Annotated in this window: 23 protein-coding genes and 1 pseudogene; 18 read left to right on the top strand and 6 right to left on the bottom strand. The window is 33.5% G+C overall.

Annotated elements, in window-relative coordinates; genetic code table 11:
- Window positions 1–123 precede the first annotated feature (123 nt).
- The 9 genes from mfd to glyS all read left to right on the top strand — a co-directional run bounded on the left by mfd (window position 124) and on the right by glyS (window position 12220).
- On the top strand, window positions 124–3606 hold the full coding sequence (gene mfd, locus ACYQ1E_RS06995) for a transcription-repair coupling factor (protein WP_459877053.1): 3483 nt from the start codon (window positions 124–126) through the stop codon (window positions 3604–3606).
- Window positions 3596–4471, top strand: a complete 876-nt coding sequence (locus ACYQ1E_RS06990) for a peptidylprolyl isomerase (protein ID WP_459877051.1) — start codon at window positions 3596–3598, stop codon at window positions 4469–4471. Before mfd ends, ACYQ1E_RS06990 begins: the two co-directional genes overlap by 11 nt.
- 43 nt (window positions 4472–4514) lie before the next feature.
- Window positions 4515–5429, top strand: a complete 915-nt coding sequence (locus ACYQ1E_RS06985) for a helix-turn-helix domain-containing protein (protein ID WP_459877048.1) — start codon at window positions 4515–4517, stop codon at window positions 5427–5429.
- Window positions 5422–6180, top strand: coding sequence for a DNA repair protein RecO (gene recO / locus ACYQ1E_RS06980; protein ID WP_459877045.1), 759 nt, complete (start codon window positions 5422–5424; stop codon window positions 6178–6180). Before ACYQ1E_RS06985 ends, recO begins: the two co-directional genes overlap by 8 nt.
- A 17-nt stretch (window positions 6181–6197) precedes the next feature.
- Complete coding sequence (gene glyQ / locus ACYQ1E_RS06975) at window positions 6198–7070, top strand: glycine--tRNA ligase subunit alpha (RefSeq protein ID WP_459877042.1); 873 nt, start codon at window positions 6198–6200, stop codon at window positions 7068–7070.
- Between the two features lie 44 nt (window positions 7071–7114).
- Complete coding sequence (locus ACYQ1E_RS06970; protein WP_459877039.1) at window positions 7115–8152, top strand: TRAP transporter substrate-binding protein; 1038 nt, start codon at window positions 7115–7117, stop codon at window positions 8150–8152.
- Between the two features lie 5 nt (window positions 8153–8157).
- Window positions 8158–8646, top strand: coding sequence for a TRAP transporter small permease (locus ACYQ1E_RS06965; protein WP_459877036.1), 489 nt, complete (start codon window positions 8158–8160; stop codon window positions 8644–8646).
- Window positions 8646–9947 carry a TRAP transporter large permease gene (locus tag ACYQ1E_RS06960; protein WP_459877033.1) on the top strand — a complete coding sequence of 434 codons (1302 nt, stop codon included), beginning with the start codon at window positions 8646–8648 and terminating at the stop codon, window positions 9945–9947. Before ACYQ1E_RS06965 ends, ACYQ1E_RS06960 begins: the two co-directional genes overlap by 1 nt.
- A 182-nt stretch (window positions 9948–10129) precedes the next feature.
- Window positions 10130–12220, top strand: coding sequence for a glycine--tRNA ligase subunit beta (gene glyS, locus ACYQ1E_RS06955; protein WP_459877030.1), 2091 nt, complete (start codon window positions 10130–10132; stop codon window positions 12218–12220).
- 85 nt (window positions 12221–12305) lie between these two features.
- Here glyS and ACYQ1E_RS06950 read toward each other — a convergent pair whose 3' ends face one another.
- Both ACYQ1E_RS06950 and tnpA read right to left on the bottom strand, forming a co-directional pair.
- Complete coding sequence (locus ACYQ1E_RS06950) at window positions 12306–12419, bottom strand: AlbA family DNA-binding domain-containing protein (RefSeq protein WP_459877028.1); 114 nt, start codon at window positions 12417–12419, stop codon at window positions 12306–12308.
- 5 nt (window positions 12420–12424) lie between these two features.
- Window positions 12425–12883: an IS200/IS605 family transposase gene (gene tnpA, locus ACYQ1E_RS06945; protein WP_459877025.1), complete on the bottom strand. Its 459-nt coding sequence runs from the start codon at window positions 12881–12883 to the stop codon at window positions 12425–12427.
- Window positions 12884–12905: 22 nt separating this feature from the next.
- Here tnpA and ACYQ1E_RS06940 point away from each other — a divergent pair, with 22 nt between their 5' ends.
- From ACYQ1E_RS06940 to ACYQ1E_RS06915, 6 genes and pseudogenes are all read left to right on the top strand, one after another.
- Window positions 12906–13583 carry an RNA-guided endonuclease InsQ/TnpB family protein gene (locus ACYQ1E_RS06940; RefSeq protein WP_459877023.1) on the top strand — a complete coding sequence of 226 codons (678 nt, stop codon included), beginning with the start codon at window positions 12906–12908 and terminating at the stop codon, window positions 13581–13583.
- A 194-nt stretch (window positions 13584–13777) separates the two neighbouring features.
- Window positions 13778–14023, top strand: a pseudogene (locus tag ACYQ1E_RS06935) (zinc ribbon domain-containing protein); the annotation flags it as partial.
- Window positions 14024–14056: 33 nt separating this feature from the next.
- Window positions 14057–14179, top strand: coding sequence for a hypothetical protein (locus ACYQ1E_RS06930; RefSeq protein ID WP_459877021.1), 123 nt, complete (start codon window positions 14057–14059; stop codon window positions 14177–14179).
- A 41-nt stretch (window positions 14180–14220) separates the two neighbouring features.
- On the top strand, window positions 14221–15297 hold the full coding sequence (locus tag ACYQ1E_RS06925) for a glycosyltransferase (protein ID WP_459877018.1): 1077 nt from the start codon (window positions 14221–14223) through the stop codon (window positions 15295–15297).
- Window positions 15298–15314: 17 nt separating this feature from the next.
- Window positions 15315–16037, top strand: coding sequence for a polysaccharide deacetylase family protein (locus ACYQ1E_RS06920; RefSeq protein WP_459877016.1), 723 nt, complete (start codon window positions 15315–15317; stop codon window positions 16035–16037).
- A 3-nt stretch (window positions 16038–16040) separates the two neighbouring features.
- A complete protein-coding gene (locus ACYQ1E_RS06915; protein WP_459877014.1) occupies window positions 16041–17030 on the top strand; it encodes a glycosyltransferase family 9 protein in 990 nt (329 codons plus the stop codon).
- Here ACYQ1E_RS06915 and ACYQ1E_RS06910 read toward each other — a convergent pair.
- Window positions 17027–17806 carry a nitrilase-related carbon-nitrogen hydrolase gene (locus ACYQ1E_RS06910; RefSeq protein WP_459877011.1) on the bottom strand — a complete coding sequence of 260 codons (780 nt, stop codon included), beginning with the start codon at window positions 17804–17806 and terminating at the stop codon, window positions 17027–17029. The two genes, ACYQ1E_RS06915 and ACYQ1E_RS06910, sit on opposite strands and share 4 nt — an antisense overlap.
- A 720-nt stretch (window positions 17807–18526) precedes the next feature.
- Here ACYQ1E_RS06910 and ACYQ1E_RS06905 point away from each other — a divergent pair.
- The 3 genes from ACYQ1E_RS06905 to ACYQ1E_RS06895 all read left to right on the top strand — a co-directional run bounded on the left by ACYQ1E_RS06905 (window position 18527) and on the right by ACYQ1E_RS06895 (window position 19816).
- Window positions 18527–18694, top strand: coding sequence for an AAA family ATPase (locus ACYQ1E_RS06905; protein ID WP_459878481.1), 168 nt, complete (start codon window positions 18527–18529; stop codon window positions 18692–18694).
- On the top strand, window positions 18691–18825 hold the full coding sequence (locus tag ACYQ1E_RS06900) for a hypothetical protein (RefSeq protein WP_459877008.1): 135 nt from the start codon (window positions 18691–18693) through the stop codon (window positions 18823–18825). Before ACYQ1E_RS06905 ends, ACYQ1E_RS06900 begins: the two co-directional genes overlap by 4 nt.
- 601 nt (window positions 18826–19426) lie before the next feature.
- Entirely contained in the window at window positions 19427–19816 is a 390-nt protein-coding gene (locus tag ACYQ1E_RS06895) for a rhodanese-like domain-containing protein (RefSeq protein ID WP_459877005.1), read from the top strand.
- Window positions 19817–19992: 176 nt separating this feature from the next.
- Here ACYQ1E_RS06895 and purN read toward each other — a convergent pair whose 3' ends face one another.
- The 3 genes from purN to ACYQ1E_RS06880 all read right to left on the bottom strand — a co-directional run bounded on the left by purN (window position 19993) and on the right by ACYQ1E_RS06880 (window position 24601).
- Window positions 19993–20676 carry a phosphoribosylglycinamide formyltransferase gene (gene purN, locus ACYQ1E_RS06890; protein WP_459877002.1) on the bottom strand — a complete coding sequence of 228 codons (684 nt, stop codon included), beginning with the start codon at window positions 20674–20676 and terminating at the stop codon, window positions 19993–19995.
- Window positions 20677–21056: 380 nt separating this feature from the next.
- Window positions 21057–23429 (bottom strand): tetratricopeptide repeat protein, encoded by a 2373-nt coding sequence (locus tag ACYQ1E_RS06885; RefSeq protein ID WP_459876999.1) that lies wholly within the window; start codon window positions 23427–23429, stop codon window positions 21057–21059.
- Window positions 23426–24601: an AAA family ATPase gene (locus tag ACYQ1E_RS06880; RefSeq protein ID WP_459876996.1), complete on the bottom strand. Its 1176-nt coding sequence runs from the start codon at window positions 24599–24601 to the stop codon at window positions 23426–23428. Before ACYQ1E_RS06880 ends, ACYQ1E_RS06885 begins: the two co-directional genes overlap by 4 nt.
- Between the last annotated feature and the right edge of the window lie 41 nt (window positions 24602–24642).

Here is a 24642-nt window from a genome sequence, read left to right as displayed (position 1 = left end):
CTAATTTGTCCCTCACCGAGAATTGCTGATGCCACTTTTTAATTGTTGATAATATACTTGGAAAAGAGTAACATCTCTTTTCCGAATTTCAGAATTTATTTTTTGAACTTAAGGACAATTACCTTGTTTTTTCCACCAGATATAAAAAGAATCTTTTCTTCAAAATTAGACAAAGACCTGACTATTACAAAGTCAGGGATAGGGACTCAGTGTTATCTGGCATACTTTTTTTATAAAAAGGGAAAGGATGTCCTTGTTATATTTCCAGAGGAATCATATCTAAAGACCTTCTCTGCTTTTATAAAAATCTTTAGTCTAAAAACAAGAAATAGCTTCTGGGAAGAAAGTTTTATAGAACTTGGTAGGTTTGATCCAGATACCCAAGATAAAAAAAAATGGGCAAAGAGATGGGTAGCCTTATTTAAACTCATTGAAGGCCCAACACCTAAGATAATAGCTTGTACTGCGGATAATCTCCTCCCTTTTTGGCCTCCACCAGAAATTATCAAAAACAATTATTTCTTTATCTCTGTTGGTGATTCTTTACTTTATGATGAAATTATAGAAATACTCGCTCAATTTGGCTATAATAGAACAAAACTAACCACAAACCTAGGTGAATTTTCTGTAAGAGGAGATGTAATAGACGTATATGCGCCAGGATATTCACAGCCTGTAAGGATAGAATTTTTTGGGGATCTGGTTGAAGGGATACGCACATTTGATCCCCTGTCACAACGATCAAAAAACGCACTAGACCATGCAGTTCTTTTACCTCTCACTCCAGCTATTGGTGATGATAAATTAATAGATAAGGCCAAAGATCTATGGAATTATCTTTGGAAAACAGGCCTTCTTAGCAAAAAGGCCATTTCTCTTTTTGAAGATTCAATTAACGTTGAAGAGAATAATATCCTTCCAGGATTGTTTTATAAAGAAGCTACATCACTCACTAACTATCTACCAGAAAATACAATATTTTTTTTAGTGGAGCCAGAGATGCTCAGGCGGACATTAGATGATAACGAAGCTATGTGGAAAAATTTTTTTGAGCAACTACACCAAAATAAAGGGATTAGGATTCCCTATGACAAGGCTTTTAATACGGCTTCTCAAGCCAAATCCCTTTGGGTTAAAGGGAAAAAGGTGATATTTGATTCCCTTGCAAGTAGAGGAACAGCAACCCTGCAACTACCAGAACAAAAATATTTTTCTTTTTCTGACCTTTTTTGGCGTCCTGAAGAAAAAAAACGTCCCATTTCCACATTAATTTCTGCCTTAAAAGAATGGTCTAAAACAAAAAATCAGGTGGTTCTTGCCTTTAGGAGTGAAAAATCAAAAAATAAGTTTTTAAATATAATCAACGAAAGGAAATCAACAGATGAGACTGCTTTATTTGACATATACGAAAAATTCCATCCAGATAAAAAGGGTATATTTGTAGGAGTATCCCCCCTATCAACAGGCCTTTCCCTTGAATGGAATCATGTGATGTTTTTATCTGAATCTGTTTTTCTCCCTGCAAAATCAAAGGCTCCATCGGCAAAAGTCCCAAAAAAATTTAAGGGAATATCAGAAGTAGATGAGATCAAACCAGGAGATTTTCTTGTCCACAGGGACTATGGAATAGGTCAATTTCTGGGACTCACCCGCCTTCAGGTGAATGATATTGGAAATGATTATCTAGAAATTATGTATGCAGATTCTAACAAACTTTATGTCCCAGTAGATAAACTAAACCTTATCCAGAAATACAAAGGCCCAGATGGTGTAGTTCCAACTCTTGACAGGCTGGGCTCTACTAGTTGGAGTAGGACCAGGCAAAAGGTAAAAAAGGCAATTGAGACTATTGCCCAAGATATTGTAAAAATGTATGCATATAGGAAAGTGATTAAGGGATTTAAATATCCGCCAGTAGATGAAGATTACAGAGAATTTGAAGCCACTTTTCCATTTGAAGAGACACCTGATCAAGAAAAGGCTATTTTAGATGTACTAAAGGACATGGAAAAAGATGAGCCTATGGACAGATTAATATGCGGAGATGTGGGGTTTGGAAAGACAGAAATTGCCATGCGGGCAGCGTATAGGGCTGTAAGTGCTGGAAGACAGGTATGCTTATTGTGCCCAACTACAGTTCTTGCAGAACAGCACTATCGGAATTTCAAGACAAGGATGGAGGAATTTGGGGTCAATGTGGCAATGTTGAGTAGATTTGTGCCCAAAAGCAAACAAAAACTCATAATTGAATCCCTAAAAAAAGGAGAAATAGATATTATAATTGGCACACACAGGTTGTTATCTTCAGATGTTGAAATTCCCAGATTAGGCCTCTTAATATTAGATGAAGAACAGAGATTTGGGGTAAGACAAAAAGAAAAATTAAAACAACTGAAAAAAAGAGTAGATGTCCTGACCATGACGGCAACACCAATCCCTAGAACATTGCAACTTTCTTTAACAGGGATCAGGGATTTAAGTATAATAGAAACACCGCCAGCAGATAGAAGGCCAGTTAAAACTTCAATAATTGAGCGGAATAAAACAGAGTTAAAACAAATCCTGGAGAGGGAGTTGAATAGGGGTGGACAGGTATTTTGGGTTCACAATAGGGTAAAGGGGCTACCCAGAATCAAGGAATTTGTAAAATCTCTGGTGCCTGGTGCGGTGGTAGAAATGGCCCATGGTCAGATGTCTGAAAAAAAACTGGAAGAAACATTGCATAATTTTTTGCTTGGAGACATACAAATTTTAGTGTGTACAGCAATAATTGAAGCTGGTTTAGATTTTCCAAATGCAAATACCTTAATTGTAGATACACCTCAATTATTTGGTCTTGGACAGCTTTATCAATTACGAGGCAGAGTTGGTAGATCCAATGTTCAGGCCTATGCCTATTTTGTGGTAGATTCAATAAAAAATCTATCAAAGCCAGTTATAAAACGTCTCAAAACCATTTTGGAGTTGGATTATCTTGGTGCTGGTTTTAAGGTTGCCATGGCAGATCTAAAATTACGGGGAGCTGGAAATCTCCTTGGCGAGGCACAAACCGGAAACATTGCAAAAGTTGGCCTGGATCTTTATCTTGAGATGTTGGAAAAAGAAATCAAAAAACTTAAAGGCGAAAAAGTTGAGGAACAAGATATTGATCCACAATTAAATATCTTTGTAGAGGCAAATATTCCATCAAATTATATTCAAGAGAGCGATGAAAGACTTCAATTTTACAAGATCTTATCCTCTTGCAGAGAAGAGGAAGATTTTGAATTTGTAAAACAGGAACTAAGGGATAGATTTGGAATGATTCCAGTAGAGGTAGAAAATTTAGTATCAATACTTAAATTTAAATCAATTCTTATTAAACTAAGGGCTGATCGTGCTGACGTATACAGAAATAAAATAATAATTTCATGGGGAAAAAATTCAATAGATATAGAACTAGAAAACATGCTTAAGTGGATAGAAGAACATAAAACAGAGCTTAGATTAATAAATCCCCACAAACTAGAGCTTAAACTTTCAGGTGAAGATTTTTCAAAAGAAGTCACTTATTGGTATAATGAAGTATCTACAATTTTTAAAAAGGAGCTAGCATATGCTGCGTGATATTCTAATATTTATTGTCTTTTTCTTATTTGCAATTTATGCACATGCAAAAATTTTGGACAAAATAGTAGCCATTGTTAATGGAGAAGTAATTACCCTTTATGATTTAAAAAAAGAAATAAAAAAGACAAGCCTAGCTCAGGACTTAAATGTAAGTTTGAATAACAAAGAGGTAGTAAAACAATTTTTATCTGATATGATAAATAAAATCCTTTTTAAAGAAGAAGCAGATAAACTTGGCATAAAAGTCTCAAAATATGAGGTTGAAAATCAATTAAAACAAATAATTAAATCAAGTGAACTCACAGAACAAGAATTTGAAGATGAATTAAAAAAGGAAGGATTAAGTATTGAAGAAATAAAGAAAAGTATTGAAGATAATATTAAGATAAATAAATTAATATCATATATGATAAGGAGTAAAGTAGTTGTTACTGACGAGGACATAAAAAAATACTTTGAAGACCATAATATGAAGTTAAAACAAAAGGAAATTGCAAATTTAATACTTTTTCAAAGCAATAATAAAGAGGTGTTAAAAAAGATTGTTGTAAAGTCAGGAGAAAAATTTCAAGCACCTGCTGGTGTTAAAACCATGGACCTTGGTGAAGTAGCTGTTGATGCACTCCAACAAAATTGGAAAAATGCATTAAAAGGTGTAAAAAAAGGTCAATTAACTCCTATTTTTGAAGTGAATTCAAAATATTTCAGGGTTTATGTAAAAGAGAAAAAATTGGTGAATCCTTTAACTGATGATAAAATCAATCAAATCAAAAATAAGATATATGCTGAAAAATTAAAAAAAAGATACATAGAGTACATATCCAAACTAAGGTCAAAAGCTGTAATAGAGATTCGAATTTAATTTTTACTTATTTTTTAATTTAAGCAAAGCATAGGAGTCAAATATGGACCTCAAAGATATTGGTCTAATTTTAAAAAATGAAAGGGAAAAAAGGGGTTATTCAAAAGAAGATATCTTTAAAGAGACTAAAATAAGCATTATGAATATTGAAGCTTTGGAAAAAGGGGATTTTGAAAATTTGCCCCATTATGTTTATACCAGGGCATTTATAAAAAGCTATGCAGAATTTTTGGGATTAGATCCTAAAGAATTCCTAGAAGTCTTTGATTCACATTATAGAGTTCAGCAACCAAGACATAAAAGATTTGATTCATTAAAAGAAGTTGATGGAATAAAATCAAAAAAATGGCTCGGTATATCTATTTTAGTCTTGATTTTATTTATTGCTGTATGTGTAATTTATTTTAAAAAAAATACAAATGTATATCTAGAAAAAGAGAAAAAAATACAAAATAATGATGCAAATAATACACATAACACAATATTAGAGAATAATTATTTAAAAGATAATGCATCATTTATAGAAGAAATAGACAAATCACAAAATAATACCAAAAATTTAAATAAACAATCAAACAATACAAAAAATATAGAAATCTCTACTGTCCCAGAAAATCAAACTGATAATTCCACTAAAGTTACTAATATAGAACAAAATAATACCACAAAAATAAAAGAGATTAATAAGAAAGAAAACAAAAAAGCTGCAAAAAATGAGTATCATACACTAGAGATACGTGCAAGGGATAAGTGCTGGGTTAAGGGATGGATGGATGAGAACTCCACTAAAGAAAGGTTGCTTTTAAAGGGAGATATGACTTTGTTTAAGTTTAAAGAGAAACTTAAATTAAAGCTTGGAAATGCAGGAGTAATAGACATCTATTTGGACGGAAAAAAAGTACATATTAAAGGGAAGCCTGGACAAGTTAAGACTTTAAATTTCTCTTTTCATGAGTAAGAAGGAATTTTTTGAACACGCCATAGTGCTTAAATGTAAAATTTACAGGGATAATGATTTAATTGTAAAATTTTTAACTCCATCTTATGGAGTTATTACTGCCTTTGCCTTTGGTGGCCTTATAAGTAGAAGGAGATTTTCAGGGTGTTTTGAAGAGCTCTCACATGTGGTGTTTAAATGGAGATCTCCTCTACATAGCGACTATTTTTATCTTGAAGAGGGGATATTAATAGATAGATTTTCAGATATTCATAAAGACAAGGTCCGATATGGAATTGCTATTAATTGTCAAAAATTTATAGAAGCAGTTGTTATAGGAAACTCTTATACTGAAGGGGTTTACAAAATTTTTTTGGAACTCCTAAAAACACTGAATAAAGGAAATTTTATTTTTTCTAAAAATATTCCTATTTTTTTCAGGGCAAAAATTGCATCTGAACTGGGTTATAGGCCGCAATTGGAGAGTTGCAACAGATGTAGAAGACTGTTAAATAGTGAGCAAAAGATATTTTTTTCTTCAATTAAAGGACAATGCCTTTGTAATAAATGTATTGATAAAAAGAATGGATATTTGGCCCTAAATAATAGGGCATATCAATTTTTAAAAGAGGCTTTTTCTTCTGGCTCTATTGATTTAATTAATAAAAAGAATATGACAATAAATGAAAATATTGTAGTTCTTGGAATTCAAAAGTTTGTTGAAACACATTTGAACATAATTTGGCAAAAAGGTAAATTTGTGCACATATAAAATAAAGGGAGTTTAGTATGCTTTGTTTTCAGGAAGTTATAATGAGGCTACACAAGTTTTGGTCTGAGTATGGGTGCGTGATTCACCAACCCTATGACGCTGAGGTGGGAGCTGGGACATTTCATCCAGCAACTGCGCTAAGGGTTATTGGTCCTGAGCCATGGAAAACCGCATATGTGCAACCATCTAGAAGGCCAACAGATGGAAGATATGGTGAAAATCCAAATAGACTCCAACACTATTACCAATACCAGGTAATATTAAAACCAGCCCCTGAAAATTCCCAGGATATATACCTGGAGAGTCTCTATGGACTGGGGATTGACCCTAAGGAACACGATATCCGTTTTGTTGAAGATGACTGGGAATCGCCCACACTTGGAGCTTGGGGACTTGGATGGGAAGTGTGGTTAGACGGCATGGAAATAACCCAGTTTACTTATTTTCAGCAAATTGGAGGAATTGACTTAAATCCAGTAAGTCTGGAGATTACATATGGCCTTGAGAGGATATCCATGTATTTGCAGGAAAAGGAGTCAGTATTTGACCTTGAATGGAATAAAAGTGTGACATATGGCCATGTCCACCACCAGGGTGAGTATGAACATTCTAAATACAATTTTGAACACTCTTCTACTCAAATGTTGTTTCAATGCTTTGATATGTTTGAGGCGGAAGGTAAAAGGTTATGTGAAGAAAATCTCCCATGGCCCGCCTATGACTTTTGTCTTAAGTGCTCCCATGTATTTAATCTGTTAGATGCAAGGGGCGCTATTTCAATTACTGAGAGAACTGCGTATATTGCCAGGGTTAGACATCTGGCATCAAATGTGGCAAGGCTATATGCTAAGCAGAGGGAAGAAATGGGATATCCTCTACTAAATAAATAAAATATTAACCTTTAACTTTTAACCACAAAAAGGAGTGAATTAAAATGCTAAAAAGGAGTTTTATATTCTTTTGTGTGGTGATTTTTTGTCTCTGTTCAGTGAGTTTATTTGCAAAAGAATATCGTTTTACCTATAGCAGCTTTTTTCCACCAACCCACATCCAGAGTAAACTAGCTGAGGCATGGTGCAAGGAAGTGGAAAAGAGAACTAGAGGAAAGATAAAAATATATTTTTATCCAGGCCAGACATTAACTAAAGCAGCTCAATGTTACGATGGAGTTATATCTGGAATGTCTGATATTGGGATGTCATGTTTACTATATACAAGAGGAAGATTTCCCTTAATGGATTTTATAAACCTTCCTTTTGGTAATCCTTCAGGAGAATTTGCTACAGCTATCATCAATGAAGTTTATGAAAAATTTAAACCAAAAGAACTCTCACAGGTAAAGGTATTGTATCTACATGCCCATGGTCCGGGATTTATCCATCTAAAGAAAAAGGTTGTACACAAATTAGAGGATCTAAAGTGGTTAAAAATAAGGTGTCCAGGTTCGGTTGCAGATACATTAAAGTCTCTTGGTGCAACTCCGGTTGCCATGCCAATGCCTGAAGTTTATCAAGCCTTACAAAAGGGCGTTGTAGAAGGCGCAGTCTACCCCATGGAGACCAATAAAGGGTGGAAAATGGCAGAAGTTATAAGATATTCCGTAGCTAATTATAAAATCGCATATTCTGTAGGTTTTTTTGTTGTTATGAATAAGAAAAAATGGGATTCTATTCCTAAAAAATATCAGCATATAATTAATCAAATAGATATTGAATGGGCAAAAAAACACGGAAGAGCCTGGGATAAAAGTGATTTTGAAGGAATTAGATACACCTTATCTAATGGTAACACCATTATTGGAATAGATGAAAAAGAGGCAGATAGATGGGCAAAAAAAGTTAGGGTGGTGTTTGATTCATATGTTAAAATGACAAAGAAAAAGGGACTTCCTGGTGATAAGGTCCTTAATTATTTAGAAAAAAGATTAAAAGATTACAGGGAAGGAAGATTTAAATCAAAATATGTGGATTAAATATAATGAAAAAAATTGCTGGTTTAGTAGGAAGGATATCCCAATTTCTTCGCATAATTGCCGGGATATTACTTGTATTTATAATGTCCATAACCTGTTTAGATGTTATTGGAAACTTCTTTGGTCATCCTATTTTAGGGGTTGAAGAACTGGTAAGTATCCTGGCATCTATCACTATGGCCTTTGTACTTCCCATTGCCCATAAAAGAAAGGCGCATATTGGTATAGACATATTATACAGAAGGATGGGACAGACCTTCAAAACATTAGATGATTTTTTTGTATCTTTAATTAACAGTGTATTGTTCTTGGCTGCAACTGTTCAATGCTTTAAATACGCAAAAGACTTAAAAAAGGTGGGAGAGGTCACATCTACTCTTCAAATTCCTAAATATATATTGCTTTATGGGGTATCTATTGGATGCGGTGTGTTGTTTTTGCTAATCTTGTGTGAAATTGGAGAGTTTATAGATAGGTGTGTGGGGAAAAAATAATGGACTTTGTTAGTTGGGGTATATTGGGAATAATTGTTTTACTTATACTTTTTTTCCTTCAGGTCCCAGTTGCATATGCATTGGCTATTGTGGGAGTTATAGGATACAGCATACTTGCTTCGCCTTCTGCAGCATTAAATCTCTTATCCCGAGACCTTTACGGGGTATTTTCTTCATATGGACTTGCGCTTGTGCCTCTGTTCATCTTTATGGGCTTTATTGCCTTTTATGCAGGTGTAAGTAGAAAATTATATGAGATGGCGTACAAGCTAACTGGTGGAATAAGGGGTGGGCTTGCCATGGGCACAGTAGTTGCGTGTACCGCCTTTGGAGCTGTTTGCGGATCAACAACCGCAACTGCTGCCACCATTGGCTCCATAGCCATACCTGAGATGAAGCGATATGGATATGGAAACAAGATTTCAGCAGGCTCAGTTGCTGCAGGTTCTGGACTTGGAATTTTAATGCCGCCATCTGTTGTGTTCATTATTTACGGAATCTTAACCCAAATATCCATAGGAAAACTATTTTTAGCAGGTATAACACCAGCAATTTTGATAACTATCTTATTTTGTATTGCAGTATATTTTTATTCCATTATCTCTCCCTCTCAATCTCCTCCAGGAGAAAAATTTCCCATCAAAGAAAAAATTAAATCAATAATAGATGTGTGGGAAACGCTGCTTGTATTTTCACTTGTTATGGGGGGCATGTTTTTTGGAATCTTTACTCCAACAAGGGCAGGGGCAGTTGGTTCATTTTTGCTGCTTGTTATTGTAGTTATACAGAAAAAACTCTCCTGGAAAAATTTTGTAAAGGCCGTATATGACACTTTGAATGTCTCCTGTATGGTCATTATGCTGGTTGCTGGAGCAACTATATTTGGCCATTTTTTGGCCTTGTCCAGGGTTTCTATGGAGATGGCCAATTTAGTATCTTCTTTAAACCTCCCTGGATGGGGAATTGTAAGTATAATATGTCTAATATATCTGATTACAGGATGTTTTATTGATGCCCTAGCTCTAGTTACTTTAACAATTCCAATTTTTTACCCAATAATTGTAAGTCTTGGCTATGACCCTGTATGGTTTGGGGTAATTATTGTGCTTATTACCCAGATGGGTATAATTACTCCTCCTGTTGGAGTTAATGCATATATTGTTAAAGGGCTATCACCACATATAAAACTAGAAGAGGTATTCGCAGGAATTGTGCCTTTTTTAATAGCCCTTATCATTGGCACAGGTATTATAATTGCCTGTCCAAAAATAAGTTTACTTTTACCTGAAATGGTGAAATAAAAAAATAATGAGAAAATATAAAATGGCATATTTACAAAGGAAAAACATTATATTCTAAGATTGTAAAGGCATTGATGAACTGAAGTAGAAGAGTTAAAGGGCTAACAAAACGGTCCAGCGGATTTGTTACTTAGTCGTCGCTGGCCTCTGTGTTTAGAAAGAAAATAAAGAGAGGGAAAAAAATGGGAAAATTTTTGCTAGAAATTGGAATTGAAGAAATGCCATCCAGATTTTTACCAGGTATAATCTATCAATTAAAGGAACTTTTTGAAAATGAACTAAAAAACGCACAGATTCAATTTAAAGAAGTTAAGACCTATGCTACACCTAGAAGGATAGTTACATTTATAGAAGATATTTCTGAGAAGCAAAACAAAGAGATAAAAAAGATAGTAGGTCCTCCAGTTAATATTGCCAGGGACAAAGAGGGAAATTACACAAAGGCAGGAATTGGATTTGCGAAATCCCAGGGAGTGGATTTAGAAGATCTATTTGAAGAAAAGACCCCAAAAGGGATATATATTGCCACAAAAAAAGAAATTGGTGGGGCAGATACAAGAGAAATTCTACCAAATATAATAAAGGACATAATCTCAAAGATCCACTTTCCAAAAAGGATGAAATGGGAAGAGTCTGGATTTTTGTTTGGACGGCCAATTAGATGGATACTGGCCCTTTTTAATCGTGAAATTATTGATTTTGAAATTGCCTCAATTCGCTCATCTAATAAGACCTATGGCCATAGGGTCATGGGAAAAGGCCCATTTTCTATTTCATCCTGCGATGAATACTTTGAAATAATTGAAAATAAGGGAAAAGTTATTTTAGATCCTAAAAAAAGGCTCAATATTATCAAAGAAATAGGAAATAAAGAAGCCCAAAAACTGGGAGGCAGAGTAATTTGGGATGATGAACTTTTAGAAGAGGTAATTGGACTTGTTGAATATCCCCTTCCATTAATTGGAGATTTTCATTCTAAATTTTTAGAATTGCCTAAAGAGGTCTTGCTAACCAGTATTAAAACACACCAAAAATCCTTTGGTATTGAAGACGAAGATGGGAATCTCCTTCCATATTTTCTGTGCACATTAAATATAGAACCCTCTGATATGTCCCTTGTAAAAAAGGGATGGGAAAGGGTTTTGCGTGCAAGATTAGAAGATGCCAGATTTTTTTGGAATGTGGACAACAAAGCATCATTAGAAGAATGGAGGAAGGAATTAAATAGAGTGGTATTTTTAGGACCACTTGGTTCTATGGGAGACAAGGCAAATAGATTGGAAAAAATCTGTGAATTTCTCTCAGATAGATTAGCTCCAGAAATAAAAGATCCAATAAAAAGGGCCGCTCAACTTGCAAAAGTAGACCTTGTTTCTGAAATGGTGGGTGAATTTGATGACCTACAGGGAATCATGGGTGGCATTTATACAAAAATAAAGGGTGAGGATGAAGTTGTAAGCAATGCCATCTATGAGCATTACCTGCCAACAGGAGTTGATAGCCCATTACCCAAGACTACAGGTGGGGCTATCTTATCTCTTGCAGATAAAATGGATAACATTATTGGCTGCTTTGGATTGGACATGATCCCTACAGGTGCCCAGGACCCACATGGCATGAGACGACAAACCCTTGCAATTATAAGAATTATTCTAGATAAAGGGTTTAATTTCTCCCTTTTTGATGCCTTTTCTAAGGTGTTTGATACATATGGGGAGATTAAATGGAAAAATTCAAAAGAGACTACTTTAACAAAATTAAGAGAATTTGTAGCAGCCAGGTTAAAGGGGTATTTTACATCCCTTGGATATGAGACCAGAATTGTGGATGCAGCACTGGGGGCTGATATTGACAATATCTATCTTGCCCAAAAAAGGCTTGAAGCCTTAAAACAATTTTGTGAACAGAAAGATTTTGAAAGTGCTATACTCACATTTAAGAGGGCAGACAATATAATCAGAAAACAGGGTATCTGTGCAGAAGGAAACTTGAGTGATAAATTTGACTTGGACAAACTGGTAGAGGAACAAGAAAAGAAGCTGGCTCAGGCTATTTTAGAACTTGATAAGAGATGGAATGATCTTTATGGAAAAGAAAATTTTATAGAACTTTTTATGCTTTTATACGACCTAAAACCTGTGGTGGATGAATTTTTTGATAACGTAATGGTGATGTGTGAAGACCCAGCACTTAGGAGAAATAGATTAAATCTCCTCTATGCCCTAACACAAAAATTGTCTACTTTGGCAGACTTTAGTGCCCTTCAAATATGAGACTGACCAGGTCCAGGCCTAGACCAGGTCAGTTAGGCAAAAGCCTTTTGTTAACAAGAACCTATTGTTTACTCAGCTTTTAATTTTACCGTAGAATATGTCCGCCAATACGGTTTAGAAATGCACAAATGGTCTGATAAACCTCTTTATTAACAGCTTTTTTACTCTCTTTGAACTCAATGTTTATACATTCGCCCATCTGAATTAGTTTGATGACATCCTGTTCTGTCGTTTTATTTCTTCTTTTTCTGATGTAGCAGGTTTTTGTTTTTCTATATACTGTTTAATAATCTTCAAAGGGGCACCACCACATGAACCAGCAAAATAACTCGGTGACCATAATGCGTTCTTCCAGTAATATTCTTTAAGTTCTGGATGTAACTCTTTCAATTTTCGTGATGATACTCCTTTTAATGAATTAACTAACTTTGAAATTGTTACTTTAGGTGGATACTCAACTAACAGATGGACATGATCTGATGCTCCATTAAATTCTTTAAGCTCTGCATCAAAATCTTTGCATATTTTTTCAAAAATCGTTCTAAGAGTTTTTAAATGTTCTTCATTAAAAATATTTTTTCTATATTTGGTTGCAAATACAAGATGCACATGCAAAAGAAAAACACAATGCCTGCCTGTTCTAATTTCACTTGATCTTTGCATAGACTAATTGTATAATTCAAACATGATTATATGTCAAGCTTATAAATTCAGATTAAGGACTAATTCAAATATAGAACAAAAGCTAGTTCAGTTTGCAGGATGGTGTAGGTTCGTATGGAATAAAGCATTAGAGTTAATAAAATATAGACTTGCCTACTATAGACCTATCTTGTGGTATAACGATCTCGCTCACCTTCTTAAATTATGGAAAAAAAGTAAAGAATATGGCTTTCTAAGCAAAGCCCATTCTCAAATTCTTCAACAAACACTTAAAGATTTAGAAAAAGCAATAGAAAGTGCTTTTCCTAAAATAGGCTGGATACGTTTTTACAAATCAAGAGAAATAGCAGGAAAAATAAAACAAGTAACAGTTAAAAGAGAATTTAAATTTTGGTTTGTAAGCATAGTTGTAGAAAAAGAGATATTTTCTGCTAAAAGAACAGATAATCCAGTAGGCGTAGACCTTGGAGTTAAAAATATTTGTACCCTTTCCTCTGGTGAGTATATAGAACCTTTAGATTTAAGCAAATTAGAGAAAAAACTAGTAAGAGAACAACGAAGACTATCCAGAAAGAAAAAATTTTCTAAAAACTGGCATAAACAAAAATCAAAAATAGGTTCCCTCTGTTATAAGATTAAAAATAAAAGATATGATTACCTCCATAAACTCACCACACTATTGCCAAGAACCACGGGATAGTGGTGATGGAGGATTTGAGGATAAAAAATATGACAAAATCAGCCAAAGGGACAATAGAGAATCCCGGGCATAATGTTAGACAAAAAGCAGGATTGAATAGAAGTATTTTAAGGCAATCATGGGGAATTTTAAAAAGGCTCTTGGAATACAAATTGTAATTTTCAGTTGGAGAATTGAGGTGAGTAGATCCCAAATACAAAAGTCTAGAATGTCCAATATGTGGTCACGTAGATAAAAATAACAGAAAAAGCCAATCTTTGTTTGTATATGAGAATTGTGGCTATAAAGATAACGCTGATCATGTAGCTGCAATAAACATTTTTTTACGAGGCCACCTACCGCAGGGGATGCGGGAAGTTAAGCCAGTGGAGTATGCCAGGGTGCATACGATGAAGCAGGAACCAGCGGCAACCTGTAAGGAAGTAGCGCTCCCTGTATAGAACAGGAAATCCCCTTCTTTCAGGAAGGGAAGGATGTCAAAGGGCATCAAACTGAAATTAAAAATAAAGAGATATTCTTGTAGAGTAAAATTTAAAAAAGAGTTGTTGGCCTATTATAAAAAAACGATTATTCAGACTATTGTTTGTGGATGTTAAAGGGGATTGGGGAAGTTTAATTTATATAAAGGTCCCATGATATGATGATAAAGACTCTTCATTTAATAGGAAGCAAGACCCTTGGAGGAGCAGAAAAATGGTTTTTTAAGTGTACCAAGGTCCTAAGGGAATATGGAATTCATGTGTATACAGGCATTAGGGCTGGGAGTGAACTGGAAGATTTAGCAAAAGAGAACCAATTTAATTTTTGCCTGCCCTTTTATACCGTATGGGACCCTATATCCAGGTTTAGTATTTCCAAATTAGTGAAGAGATTAAGGCCTGAGATAGTACAGACTTATATGAGCAGAGCCACTAGGCTTACCAGAGTTTCTCCCAAAAAAGCAGTCCATGTAGCAAGGCTTGGTGGATATTATGGCCTCAAAGCCTTTAAACATGCCCACGCATGGATTGGGAATACAAAAGGGATTTGTGACTATTTAATCCAAAATGGTTTTCCCAAGGAAAAAGTTTTTTATATAACCAATTTTGTTGACCTGCCTAAGCTTGCTCCCAGAGAAAAACTTAGAAAACTCAAAGATAAAATGGGTATTTTAGACGAGGACTTTATTATGGTTCATCCAGCCAGATTCGTGCCTGTTAAAGGACATCAAACCCTGTTTAAAGCAGTACATCTTCTTGCCAATGATAGAGAGTTAAAAAGGCGCTTTAAGGTTATATTGCTTGGAGATGGCCCACTTAAGTCCCATCTTTTGCAGCAGGCAAACAAACTAGATATAGATAAATATTTAATATGGGCGGGATGGCAAAATAATGTCTCTATGTATTATCAATTATCTAATCTAGTAGTCTTTCCTTCTATGGAGCAGGAGACTCTGGGAAATGTAATATTAGAGGCATGGGCACATAGAAAGCCTGTTGTATGTACCAGATTTAGGGGAGCAATGGAGATTACAAAAGACTTAGAAGATGTTTTACAGGCAGATTGTCTTGATTCAAAGGCACTATATCTTGCTATTAAAAGGGCAATTATGGAAAAAGATCTCAGAGATTATATTGCTAAAAATGGATATAAAAAAGTTATCAAGCATTTTACAAAAGAAATTATTGTTAATCAGTATATTGAAGTGTATAAGTATCTTTTAAGAAAAACTTAATTATTGGATATATAAAAATGTCTATATCAGTTTTGATGTATCATCAAATTGGCAATTTTTCAAAAATAAAATCCCATAGATCCACATATTGTAGATGGAAGAGATTTAGATCCCAGATGTGGTTTTTAAAATTTTTTGGTTACAATGTTATTTCAATAGATAGTTTATTGAACATAATTAAAAAAAACTCCTTTTTAAAAAAAAGGACAGTAGTTTTGACATTTGATGATGGATATGCAAACTTTTATAAATATGCATATTCAATCTTAAAAAAATACAATTTCCCGTGCATTGTTTATGTTTTGTCAAATTTAATTGGCTCAAGGGCAATCTGGTTCAAGAAAGAGGGACGAGAGGATCCACCACTACTTACAAAGGAGCAAATATTGGTTTTAAAAAACAAAGGAGTGGACTTTGGATCCCATGGAAGAAATCATGTAAAACTCGCCCAGGTTCCATTAGAAATTGCAAGTGAAGAAATTAAAAAGAGCAAAATAGAACTAGAAGAGATGTTGGGATTTAAAGTAGACCATTTTTGTTACCCTTATGGGAGTTTAAATAAAGATGTAAAAGAGATAGTGAAACAGGCTGGTTACAAAAGTGGTGTTAGTTGCTATAGGGGTGCAGTGTATCCTCGCATAGATCCATTTGAGATCCCGAGAAAGGCCATATCTTTTGGGGACAATTTAATTGGATTTTTCTGGAAACTGGAATTTAAAAACAGGTTAAAAAAGGAATAATCGTTGAATATCTTGATTTTTAGACTTTCTGCAATTGGTGACATTATAATGGCATCAGGAATTTTGCCATGTATAAAAAATCATTATCCTTCAGCTAATATTACATGGGTGGTTCAACAGGAATATAAGACACTTATTGAACATTCTCCATATATTAATTCTGTAATTCCAATAAAGAGAAAAGAATTATCTATCTTATTAAGAAGTGGTAAGATTTTTAATTTTATAAAAGAGTGTTTCACTACAATATCTAGTATTCGTAAAAAAAGATACAATCTGGTTTTGGATCTACAGGGGATATGGAAAAGTGGGATATGGAGTCTTTTTGCCATCGGAAAAAATAGGCTAGTTGTAGATCCAAAGGAAGGAGTAGGTATTTTTTATAAAAATAAGATATTATCTAATCCCTTTGATAAGCAAATTGGTGCAGAGTATAAACTAGTTTTAAATGCACTTTCTATTTCTTCTGATAAATATATGCTTGGCTTAAGGACGCAAGATTTTTCTATTCAATTAAATGATAGGTTCGTTGTGTTGTGTCCTTTTACAACTAGGGCTCAGAAATTTTGGATTGATGATTATTGGAAAGAAATTGTAAAGTATATTAGATCCAGAGGATATAAACTAGTTGTATTAGGTGGTCCATCTGATAAAACATTGGTGAAAAAGATATTTTCAGATTTTTCAGATATAGTTAATTTAGTGGGAAAATTAACAATAAACCAGTGCCTTGGTGTGATAAAAAGGGCAAGTGCTGTAATTGGAGTAGATACTGGTCTAACCCATGGAAGTATGCTTTTAAAGAGGCCAACAATTGCTATATTTGGTTCCACCTGTCCTTACCTGGATACAGGATTTAATAATGGAGTGGTCTTGTATGAAAAGATGTGGTGTTCTCCATGTAAGAGAAGTCCTACCTGTAATGGTGAGATGGATTGTATGAAGAAGATAAAGCCCACCAAGGTTATTTCTATTTTAGATAAGTGGCTCTAGGTAAATATGTTTTTTTTTGTGTGCTTTAGACAGGGGAGATTTTTCTTTATCTTTTTAAGACGCTCTTTTTGAAAGCAAGTATATATTAGATTTTCATCTTCTCCAGCATCGCACAATTGAATCCCAAATGGATCAAAAATAGAGCTCCTGCCACAAAAGTTGTTCCCACATAGATTAGGACACAAAACATACATGGTATTTTCAATTGCCCTTGCCTTTAGCAGGGTAATAAAATGGTCTTCTTTGTATTTTCCCATATACCATGCAGCACATACAATGCTTATTTCTGTTCCATTTTTTGCTTGATACCTATATAGTTCTGGAAATCTCAAATCATAACATATGGATACACTTATCTTAAATCCCATATAATTTATAATTTCTGGTGGTTTGTCCCCTGGTAAAACCAGGTTGGATTCATTATAACCCAGCGAATCAAAGAGATGAAGTTTCCTGTATAATATTGAGGTTGATCCATCATTTTTTACAAAGATAGCGGAATTATAAGCTTTTTCACTTTCTGGTTCCCATGCAGTGGTTATGATATCTATTTTGTTTTTTTTAGAAATCTCTATTAATTTTGTTACATAGGTGCTAAAGTTAAATGAGAGTAATTTTGGGGTGTTTGCTTTATCAATAACTCCCATGGCCATTTCAGGGAATACAACAAGGTCTATATGGTATTTTTTTGCCTTATTACAAAAATATTCAATCTTTTCTAAACTTTCAAAAGGCGATTTATAACCAGCAACTTGGCAAACACCAATTTTTAACATCTTCACCTCCTGAAAATGAAGACAATTTTTATGATAATGAATAGATTTTTAATTACAATATAGGGGTTATGAGTAGTATATAGTTCATAAAAAGTAAAGAAGGTAATGTCCCATGAAGTATAGACTTAAAATATTTTTTGAGCAGCTTCATGAAAAAAATCAAAAAATTAAAGTAGTTAACATAGTAACAACCTAAAATAAATTGTTTTAAAAAGCCTCTTTAATCAATCAGTTGACTTAATCGCTCTTTAAAAGAGGGATTTTTAAAAAATTTTTTGGAAGATAAGTAAAACTCATGTCTCACCCCCACTAAAAGGAGGCGTAATAAATGGCTTAATGGGGTTAAGCGTATGGGGTTTTAAAGCAGAGAATGTTTTGAAAAATTTTTTACCCTATTGAGTCTTTGTGTGTCAAGGACTGAAAAGGTAAAATCCGTCCATCCTTTTTTGTCTTATAATTTTAATATGTTATCAAAAATGGCCCATTTTTAAAAACATGGATGGTTTTTTGAAATTTAGAACAATTTTGTTGCTATTTTGATCTATGAAAATAAAAATTTTCGTTTCAGTATAAACACAACTTCTATCTTGAGACGAGGAGAGTGTTATGACAAACATTGACTCAATGTAGCTTGCTAAATTTATGGTAGTGATTTATATCATCTTGCTTAAGATAATGTGAGATTAAATAGATTTTTAAGATGGAAAGTTTTAAAAGAAGATTCCCTATGGCAAGTCAGATATAGTTCAGCTTTTAACTGAAAATTACTATTATGTGGATAAGACAAGATTTATCCCTTTAATAGAACAGGCAGGAGATTACCTCTTTTTTCTTCGCCCTAGACGTTTTGGGAAATCTCCGTGGCTTGCAACACTGGAGATATTATGATATCAATTTTTAAAGATACCTGGATAAGTGAAAATTTGACTCCTGAAGCTGGGAAGTATTTTATTTTGCCTTTTAATTTTTTCATGGTTGACCCCAATCCAACCAGGGTGCAGGAGTCATTTAACATTTGATGTAAGCAAAGTATTTCTTTTTTTTAACCAGATATCAAAAACTCCTGCCAGAGGAGTTAATAAAAAAAATAAAATCCTAATTGTAATTGATAAGAAATTTAATGGAAATTTTTCTATTCTTCTAAAGATTATTCAAAAAGGATATATTTCAGGAGAGGTGGCAGGTTCCTTTCCTCTGGAAGATTTATTTCCCTTAGAAAAAGACACAAGTATGGGACTTGGGAAAATAGAAGTCTGCCAGGAAAATTTAAACTTTCTTTAAGGAAGGCAACATCTGTTTAAAAAATCAATCCATCAAAAGAGAGGTTTTCAAAAAAAAAATTTTGGATAGAAGTTCTTCAACAATTGAAATGTCCCTATTCCTTTAAGTTATCAGCCTCCAGAAACACCTTTGTAGATTATTCAATTGTAAAAAAGTTTTGACCTGATTCCATTTTTTGCTAAAATTAAAAAAAGCAAGGGTATATAACAAAAAATGTGTATATCCCCACCTGTTGAAGGGGTTAAATTAGGGGAAATGAGTAATAAGTGTGAGTTGACAACCGATTACTCATAATTAGAATTTACAAAAATAAGTTAAAGACTCATAAGGAGGAATAAAATGGAACAGGTACTTAAAAACCTAACATTAGATTTTTTTGGACAAGGAAAACATAAAATATCACCTGAAAAATTTTTTGAAATTGAAAAGGGATTTTTATTAGATGTTAGATCAAAAGAAGAGTCGGCTTCAATATCCATAAAAATGGGAGTTCATCCTAACATTGAGTCTAAAAACATACCAATAAATGAAATCCCTGATAGGATTAATGAAATTCCAAAAGAAAAATTAGTTGCAGTTTTCTGTCCCGCAGGTGTTCGAGCAGCCATTGTTTATGCATATTTGCTGTCAAAGGGATTCTCACAGGTGCGTATCCTTGAAGGGGGATATGATGCATTAACTGAAGCGCTGAAACCTGGAAAAGTGTTAAAGGTGGCAAGAACTCAGTAGTTTTTTTTAAAAGGAATTATTTACTTCATTATTATAATTTTTCTCTAAACCTCAATATCGCCCCTTTTCTCATACTTTGCGAAAAATAAACATCATTTTTTTGTATTACTCGATATAAACTAATTCCACAAACTCACAGAAAATTGCTGAAATATTATGCATTTTCACATAAACTATCAAAATCCCTCTTCAAGGGGGGGATTTATAATACAGGGATGTAAATCTGAGATATCTGCAAACTTTTTATTTTTTGTTTTTTTTATAAAAGTTTTATTCCCTAGAATCTGAATTCTGTCTTCAACTAGCCAGGAAATTGCCTGTGGGAATATCCTGTGTTCTATTTTTAGTATTCTATTTGCAAGCTCATCTCTTTTATCGTTTTCTTTTACTATTGTCACTCCCTGAATGATAATTGGACCATGGTCTATTTGTTCGTCTACAAAATGTACTGTGGCTCCTGATAATTTTACTCCATAGTCAATTGCCTGTTTTTGAGCATCCACACCTTTAAAACAGGGCAAGATTGCTGGATGGATATTTAAAATTTTATTTGGATAATGAGATATGAAATAATCCGTTATAACTCTCATGTATCCAGCTAAAATTACAATATCCACCCCATGATTCTGTAATATCTCAATTAATTTTACTTCATGGTCTTTTCTTGATTTATATTTTCTGTGATCAACAAAATAAGCTGGAATACCCTCTTTTTTTGCCCTGCTCAAACCATAAGCATCCTGAACATTAGAAATCACAACTTCAATTTCAGCTTTTAAACTTCCTTTTTTTATTGAATCAATGATTGCCTGCAAATTTGTGCCGCTACCTGATATAAGTATTCCAAGTTTTGCTGTCACTTAAAGCTCCTTGAATAAATAATGAAATCTAAGGTAGCCTCGTTATTGACGCAGATGCATCAAAGTGATTAGCTGATAAATCAAATTTAACCATTTTTTAATTCAATGATGTTAATAATCTATATTTAAAGGAAATCAAATAAAATTTTTTGAAGTTTGCCAATAAATTAGTACCTTGTCAAACCTATTTAACTGAGATCAGCGATTTTTGGTGAGTTTGAGGGGAAAGGTGTAATAGGATTTCTCCTAGGAGAAAAAATAATATAATTCCTCACCCTTCTTTGATTTATTTCTTTAATTTGCAGGAGGCCGCCTTCAGGGTGATTGTTGAGTGATTTTTGGTATGTATTTTTATGTAACATCATGGCTTGTAATATTGGTTATTTCCATTTTTTATATAATTTCATAGCCTCTTCTCTTGTCTTTGGATTTAACTTCTGAGTCATAGCTATTTTAAGATATTCTTTAGCTTTATCCTGATAGCCAAGTTTATGTGCTATAATGGCTGCATGGTAATTCAGTATACCTATTTCTTTAGACATATTTAATGCCTCTTGAATATATTCCCATGCAGAATCTAAATTTCCTAGTTTAAATTGTATCCATGCCTTGGTATCTATGTAATACGGATTTTTTGTATCTTTAGCTAAGGCTTTGTTTATTAGTTCGTCTGCTTTTTTTAATTCACTTACATCCTTTGAATATTCTGAATATAAATAAGCTAAATTATTTAAAAAAGAAGGTTGTTCTCCATATTTTTTAAAAAGTTCATTATAAATCTGTTCTGCTTCTTTATATTGTCCATTGTACTCATACAAAACCGCCAGGGTAAATCCTGCTGAAATAGATTTGGATTTTTTAAAAAATCCTTTCAAATTCGATATAGCATCAGCAGTTTTTCCTTGTTTTAAATAAACTTCAGCCAATCCTCTATAGGGGAGAAACCATTTAGGAGCCAGGATGGTTGCCTGAGTAAATGCCTGTTTTGCTTTCTCAAACTCCTTTTTTATCAAAAAAATCCTTCCCAAATAATAATATAATAAAGGAGAATTATTTTTTTTCAATTCATCTTTTAAAAACTCAATAGCCTTCTTATGTGTTTTGTCTTTTCTCATATAGAGTTCTAAAACTGCTGGAAGGGCTAATGCCATTCCCTTTTTTGTGTTATAGGCTTTTTTAAACCATTTTAAAGCATCATTTTCATTATGAAGTATCATCTTAAGCCTACCCATCTCCATATATCCTAAGGGAATATTCGATTGTAATTTTATGATTTTTTTAAAATCACTCTCTGCCTCTTTATATTTTTTTAACATTACATACAACTCACCTCTCAACCTTAACAAAGCAATGTTTTCTTTTTTGGCCAGTCCTTTATTTACAATATCTAGAGCATCCGTATATCTTTTTTTCTGTATATAAAATCTAGCCAGTTCAAGGCACAGAGAAATATTTTCTGAATTTATCTTTAGACCTCTTTTTAAAACATCTTCTGCCATTAATTCCTTTTTATCAAATATTAAGCTTCTTGCAAGCAATATACGAGCCTTTGTATTTGTGGGTTCTGATGCTACTACCTGATTTAAATGTATTTGAGCTTTTTCAAAATCTCCTTGTTTTAAAAGTATTTCTCCAACTAAATAGTGTGCCTCTATCATTGCTTGATTTTGTTTTAAAATTTTTAAACATATTTCCTTTGCCTTATTTATATCCCCAGAGGCATATATTACACGAGCCTTTGCAAGAAGTAATTTTTCTTTATCTTCTTTTTTAAGATCCCTCTTAATAAAATCATTTATAACATCAAGGGCTTCATCTGCCCTTCTAGTATTAACGTATAGTTCAGCCAACATTAGAGGAGGCTCTATATCATTTAAGTCTTTTATTTTTAGCAATTCCTTATAAACTTTTTCAGCCTTATCATATAATTTGTGACGCATATAAAAAAGTGCCTTTGCCTTAAGAAGATCTTTATCTCCTTTAAAAGATTCATAAATTTTCTCTGCTTCTTTTTTTAATCCCAGGGACTCCAATACCCTGGCTCCCAATATGGCCCTGTTTTTGTCAGAGGGATTTACCTTGACCATTTTTTCTATTTCCATTTCAACGCCTTTTTTATCTCCTTTTGCAGCCTTATACCTTGCAAGAAAAATATATGAGCCTGGATCTAAGGGAGCTATTTTCCGCCACTTATAAAGTGCCTCAAGCATTTCTTTTTCTTTGCCAAGCTCATGGTAACAAATAGCAAACAACATTTGCACATTCTTATTATCCTTTTGTTTTACATGATAAAGCACGTCAATTGCTTGGTGGTATTTTTTTAATAAAACATAGGCCCTTGCTTTGAGAATAGAGAATCTAGGCTCAAATTTTTCAGGAGAGTTGAGCTGCTTTAGATTTTCAAGGGCCTTATCGGGCTGTCTTGCTAGAAGGAGCAAGGAAGATATTTCTAAACGAGCCTCATCATATTTTGGATCCAGTTGCAACACAGAATGAAATAGTCCATAGGCCTTTCTAAAATCCTTTTTAGCAAGATAGGCCTTTGCTAAATAAAAAATCGGCCTGGGACTTTTTGGATCAAGCTGGACTGCATTTTTGAACTCCAATATTGCTCCTGTAACATCGCCTTTTTTAAGAAGGGCATTCCCTTTGGAAATAAACTCTTCTATCTTCTCTTGCTTACTAGAACAAGCAACTAGAGACCCCAATAAAAATAATACAAAAATTACCCTTAAATTAATATACTTTTTCATTTTAATATCCCCAAAAATTTTCTTTTTTTTGGTTTATCTTTATATGTAACACTTTCTGTTTGTTTCTTTAGTTCTTTTTCAAGAGTGTTGTATTTAATAGTTAAAGACATCAATTTTCGTTCAAGAGTTCTATTTTTTTCCCTTTCTTCCCTCAACATTTTCTCAAGTACTTCAACCCCATTATCAGAATGTTTTAAAGACTCCAGAGCCTGAATTCTAATCTTAAGGGCCTTAATTTCATTATTTAGTTGCTCCAATAATTGGTAAAAATCGTTGCTATTACTCAATTTTTCTATTATTTTATTGTTTTTCTCAAAAGCATCCTTTTCTCTTTTTTCATCAGATACACGAGAATCTAAAAGCAATACATTGTCCTTTAATACTTGTTCAACTATATTTACAGAAACTGTCTTAGAACCATCTGCATAAGCATATGTAAGTGCTGAATCACATATTTTATTAATTAATCTCGGAATTCCTTTGCTTGCCTCAGAGATACGATCTATTGCCTTTTCATCAAATAAAGGACTTTTAAAATCGTATCCAGCAACTTTTAATCTATGTTCAATATAATTTTTCACTTCATCTTTTGGCAAATATGTAAGGTGGTAATATATAGATATTCTCTGGGCAAGTTGAGTAAGAGAATGATGAGATAATCTTTCTTTTAATTCTGGTTGACCAACTAAAATAATCTGTGCTACAGATGTATCTCCAACATCTATATTAGATAACATTCTAAGTTCTTCAAAGGTATTCAAAGGCAAATTTTGAGCTTCATCTACAACAATTACACTGCGAACTCCTCTGGAATATTGAGATATGAAATGACTGGCCAATGCATCTAATAAATCACTTTTGTCCTTGCAGTTACATTTAATGTCAAATTCTTTTACAAGCATACCTAAGAATTCTTCAGGACCCAAATTGGTATTTAAAACATAGGCAATATCTAGAGGATTTTTAATATTCTTTTTTTCTAAAAGATATTTAAGCAAAGTGGTTTTACCTGCACCTATTTCTCCTGTAAGGACAATAAAACCCACATCGTGGAGTATCCCATATTCTAAATGGATAAGAGCCAGATCATGAATCTTACTTAAATATAAAAAGTCTGGATTAGGAGTAAGCACAAAAGGTCTAGATTTTAGTCCAAAAAACTTTTTATACATATATATTCTCCCCTACACTTCTTGACCGTCCTAGCTCAGCC

The sequence above is a fragment of the Desulfothermus naphthae genome (assembly GCF_054657475.1).
This window is presented reverse-complemented; position numbering and strand designations above follow the sequence as displayed.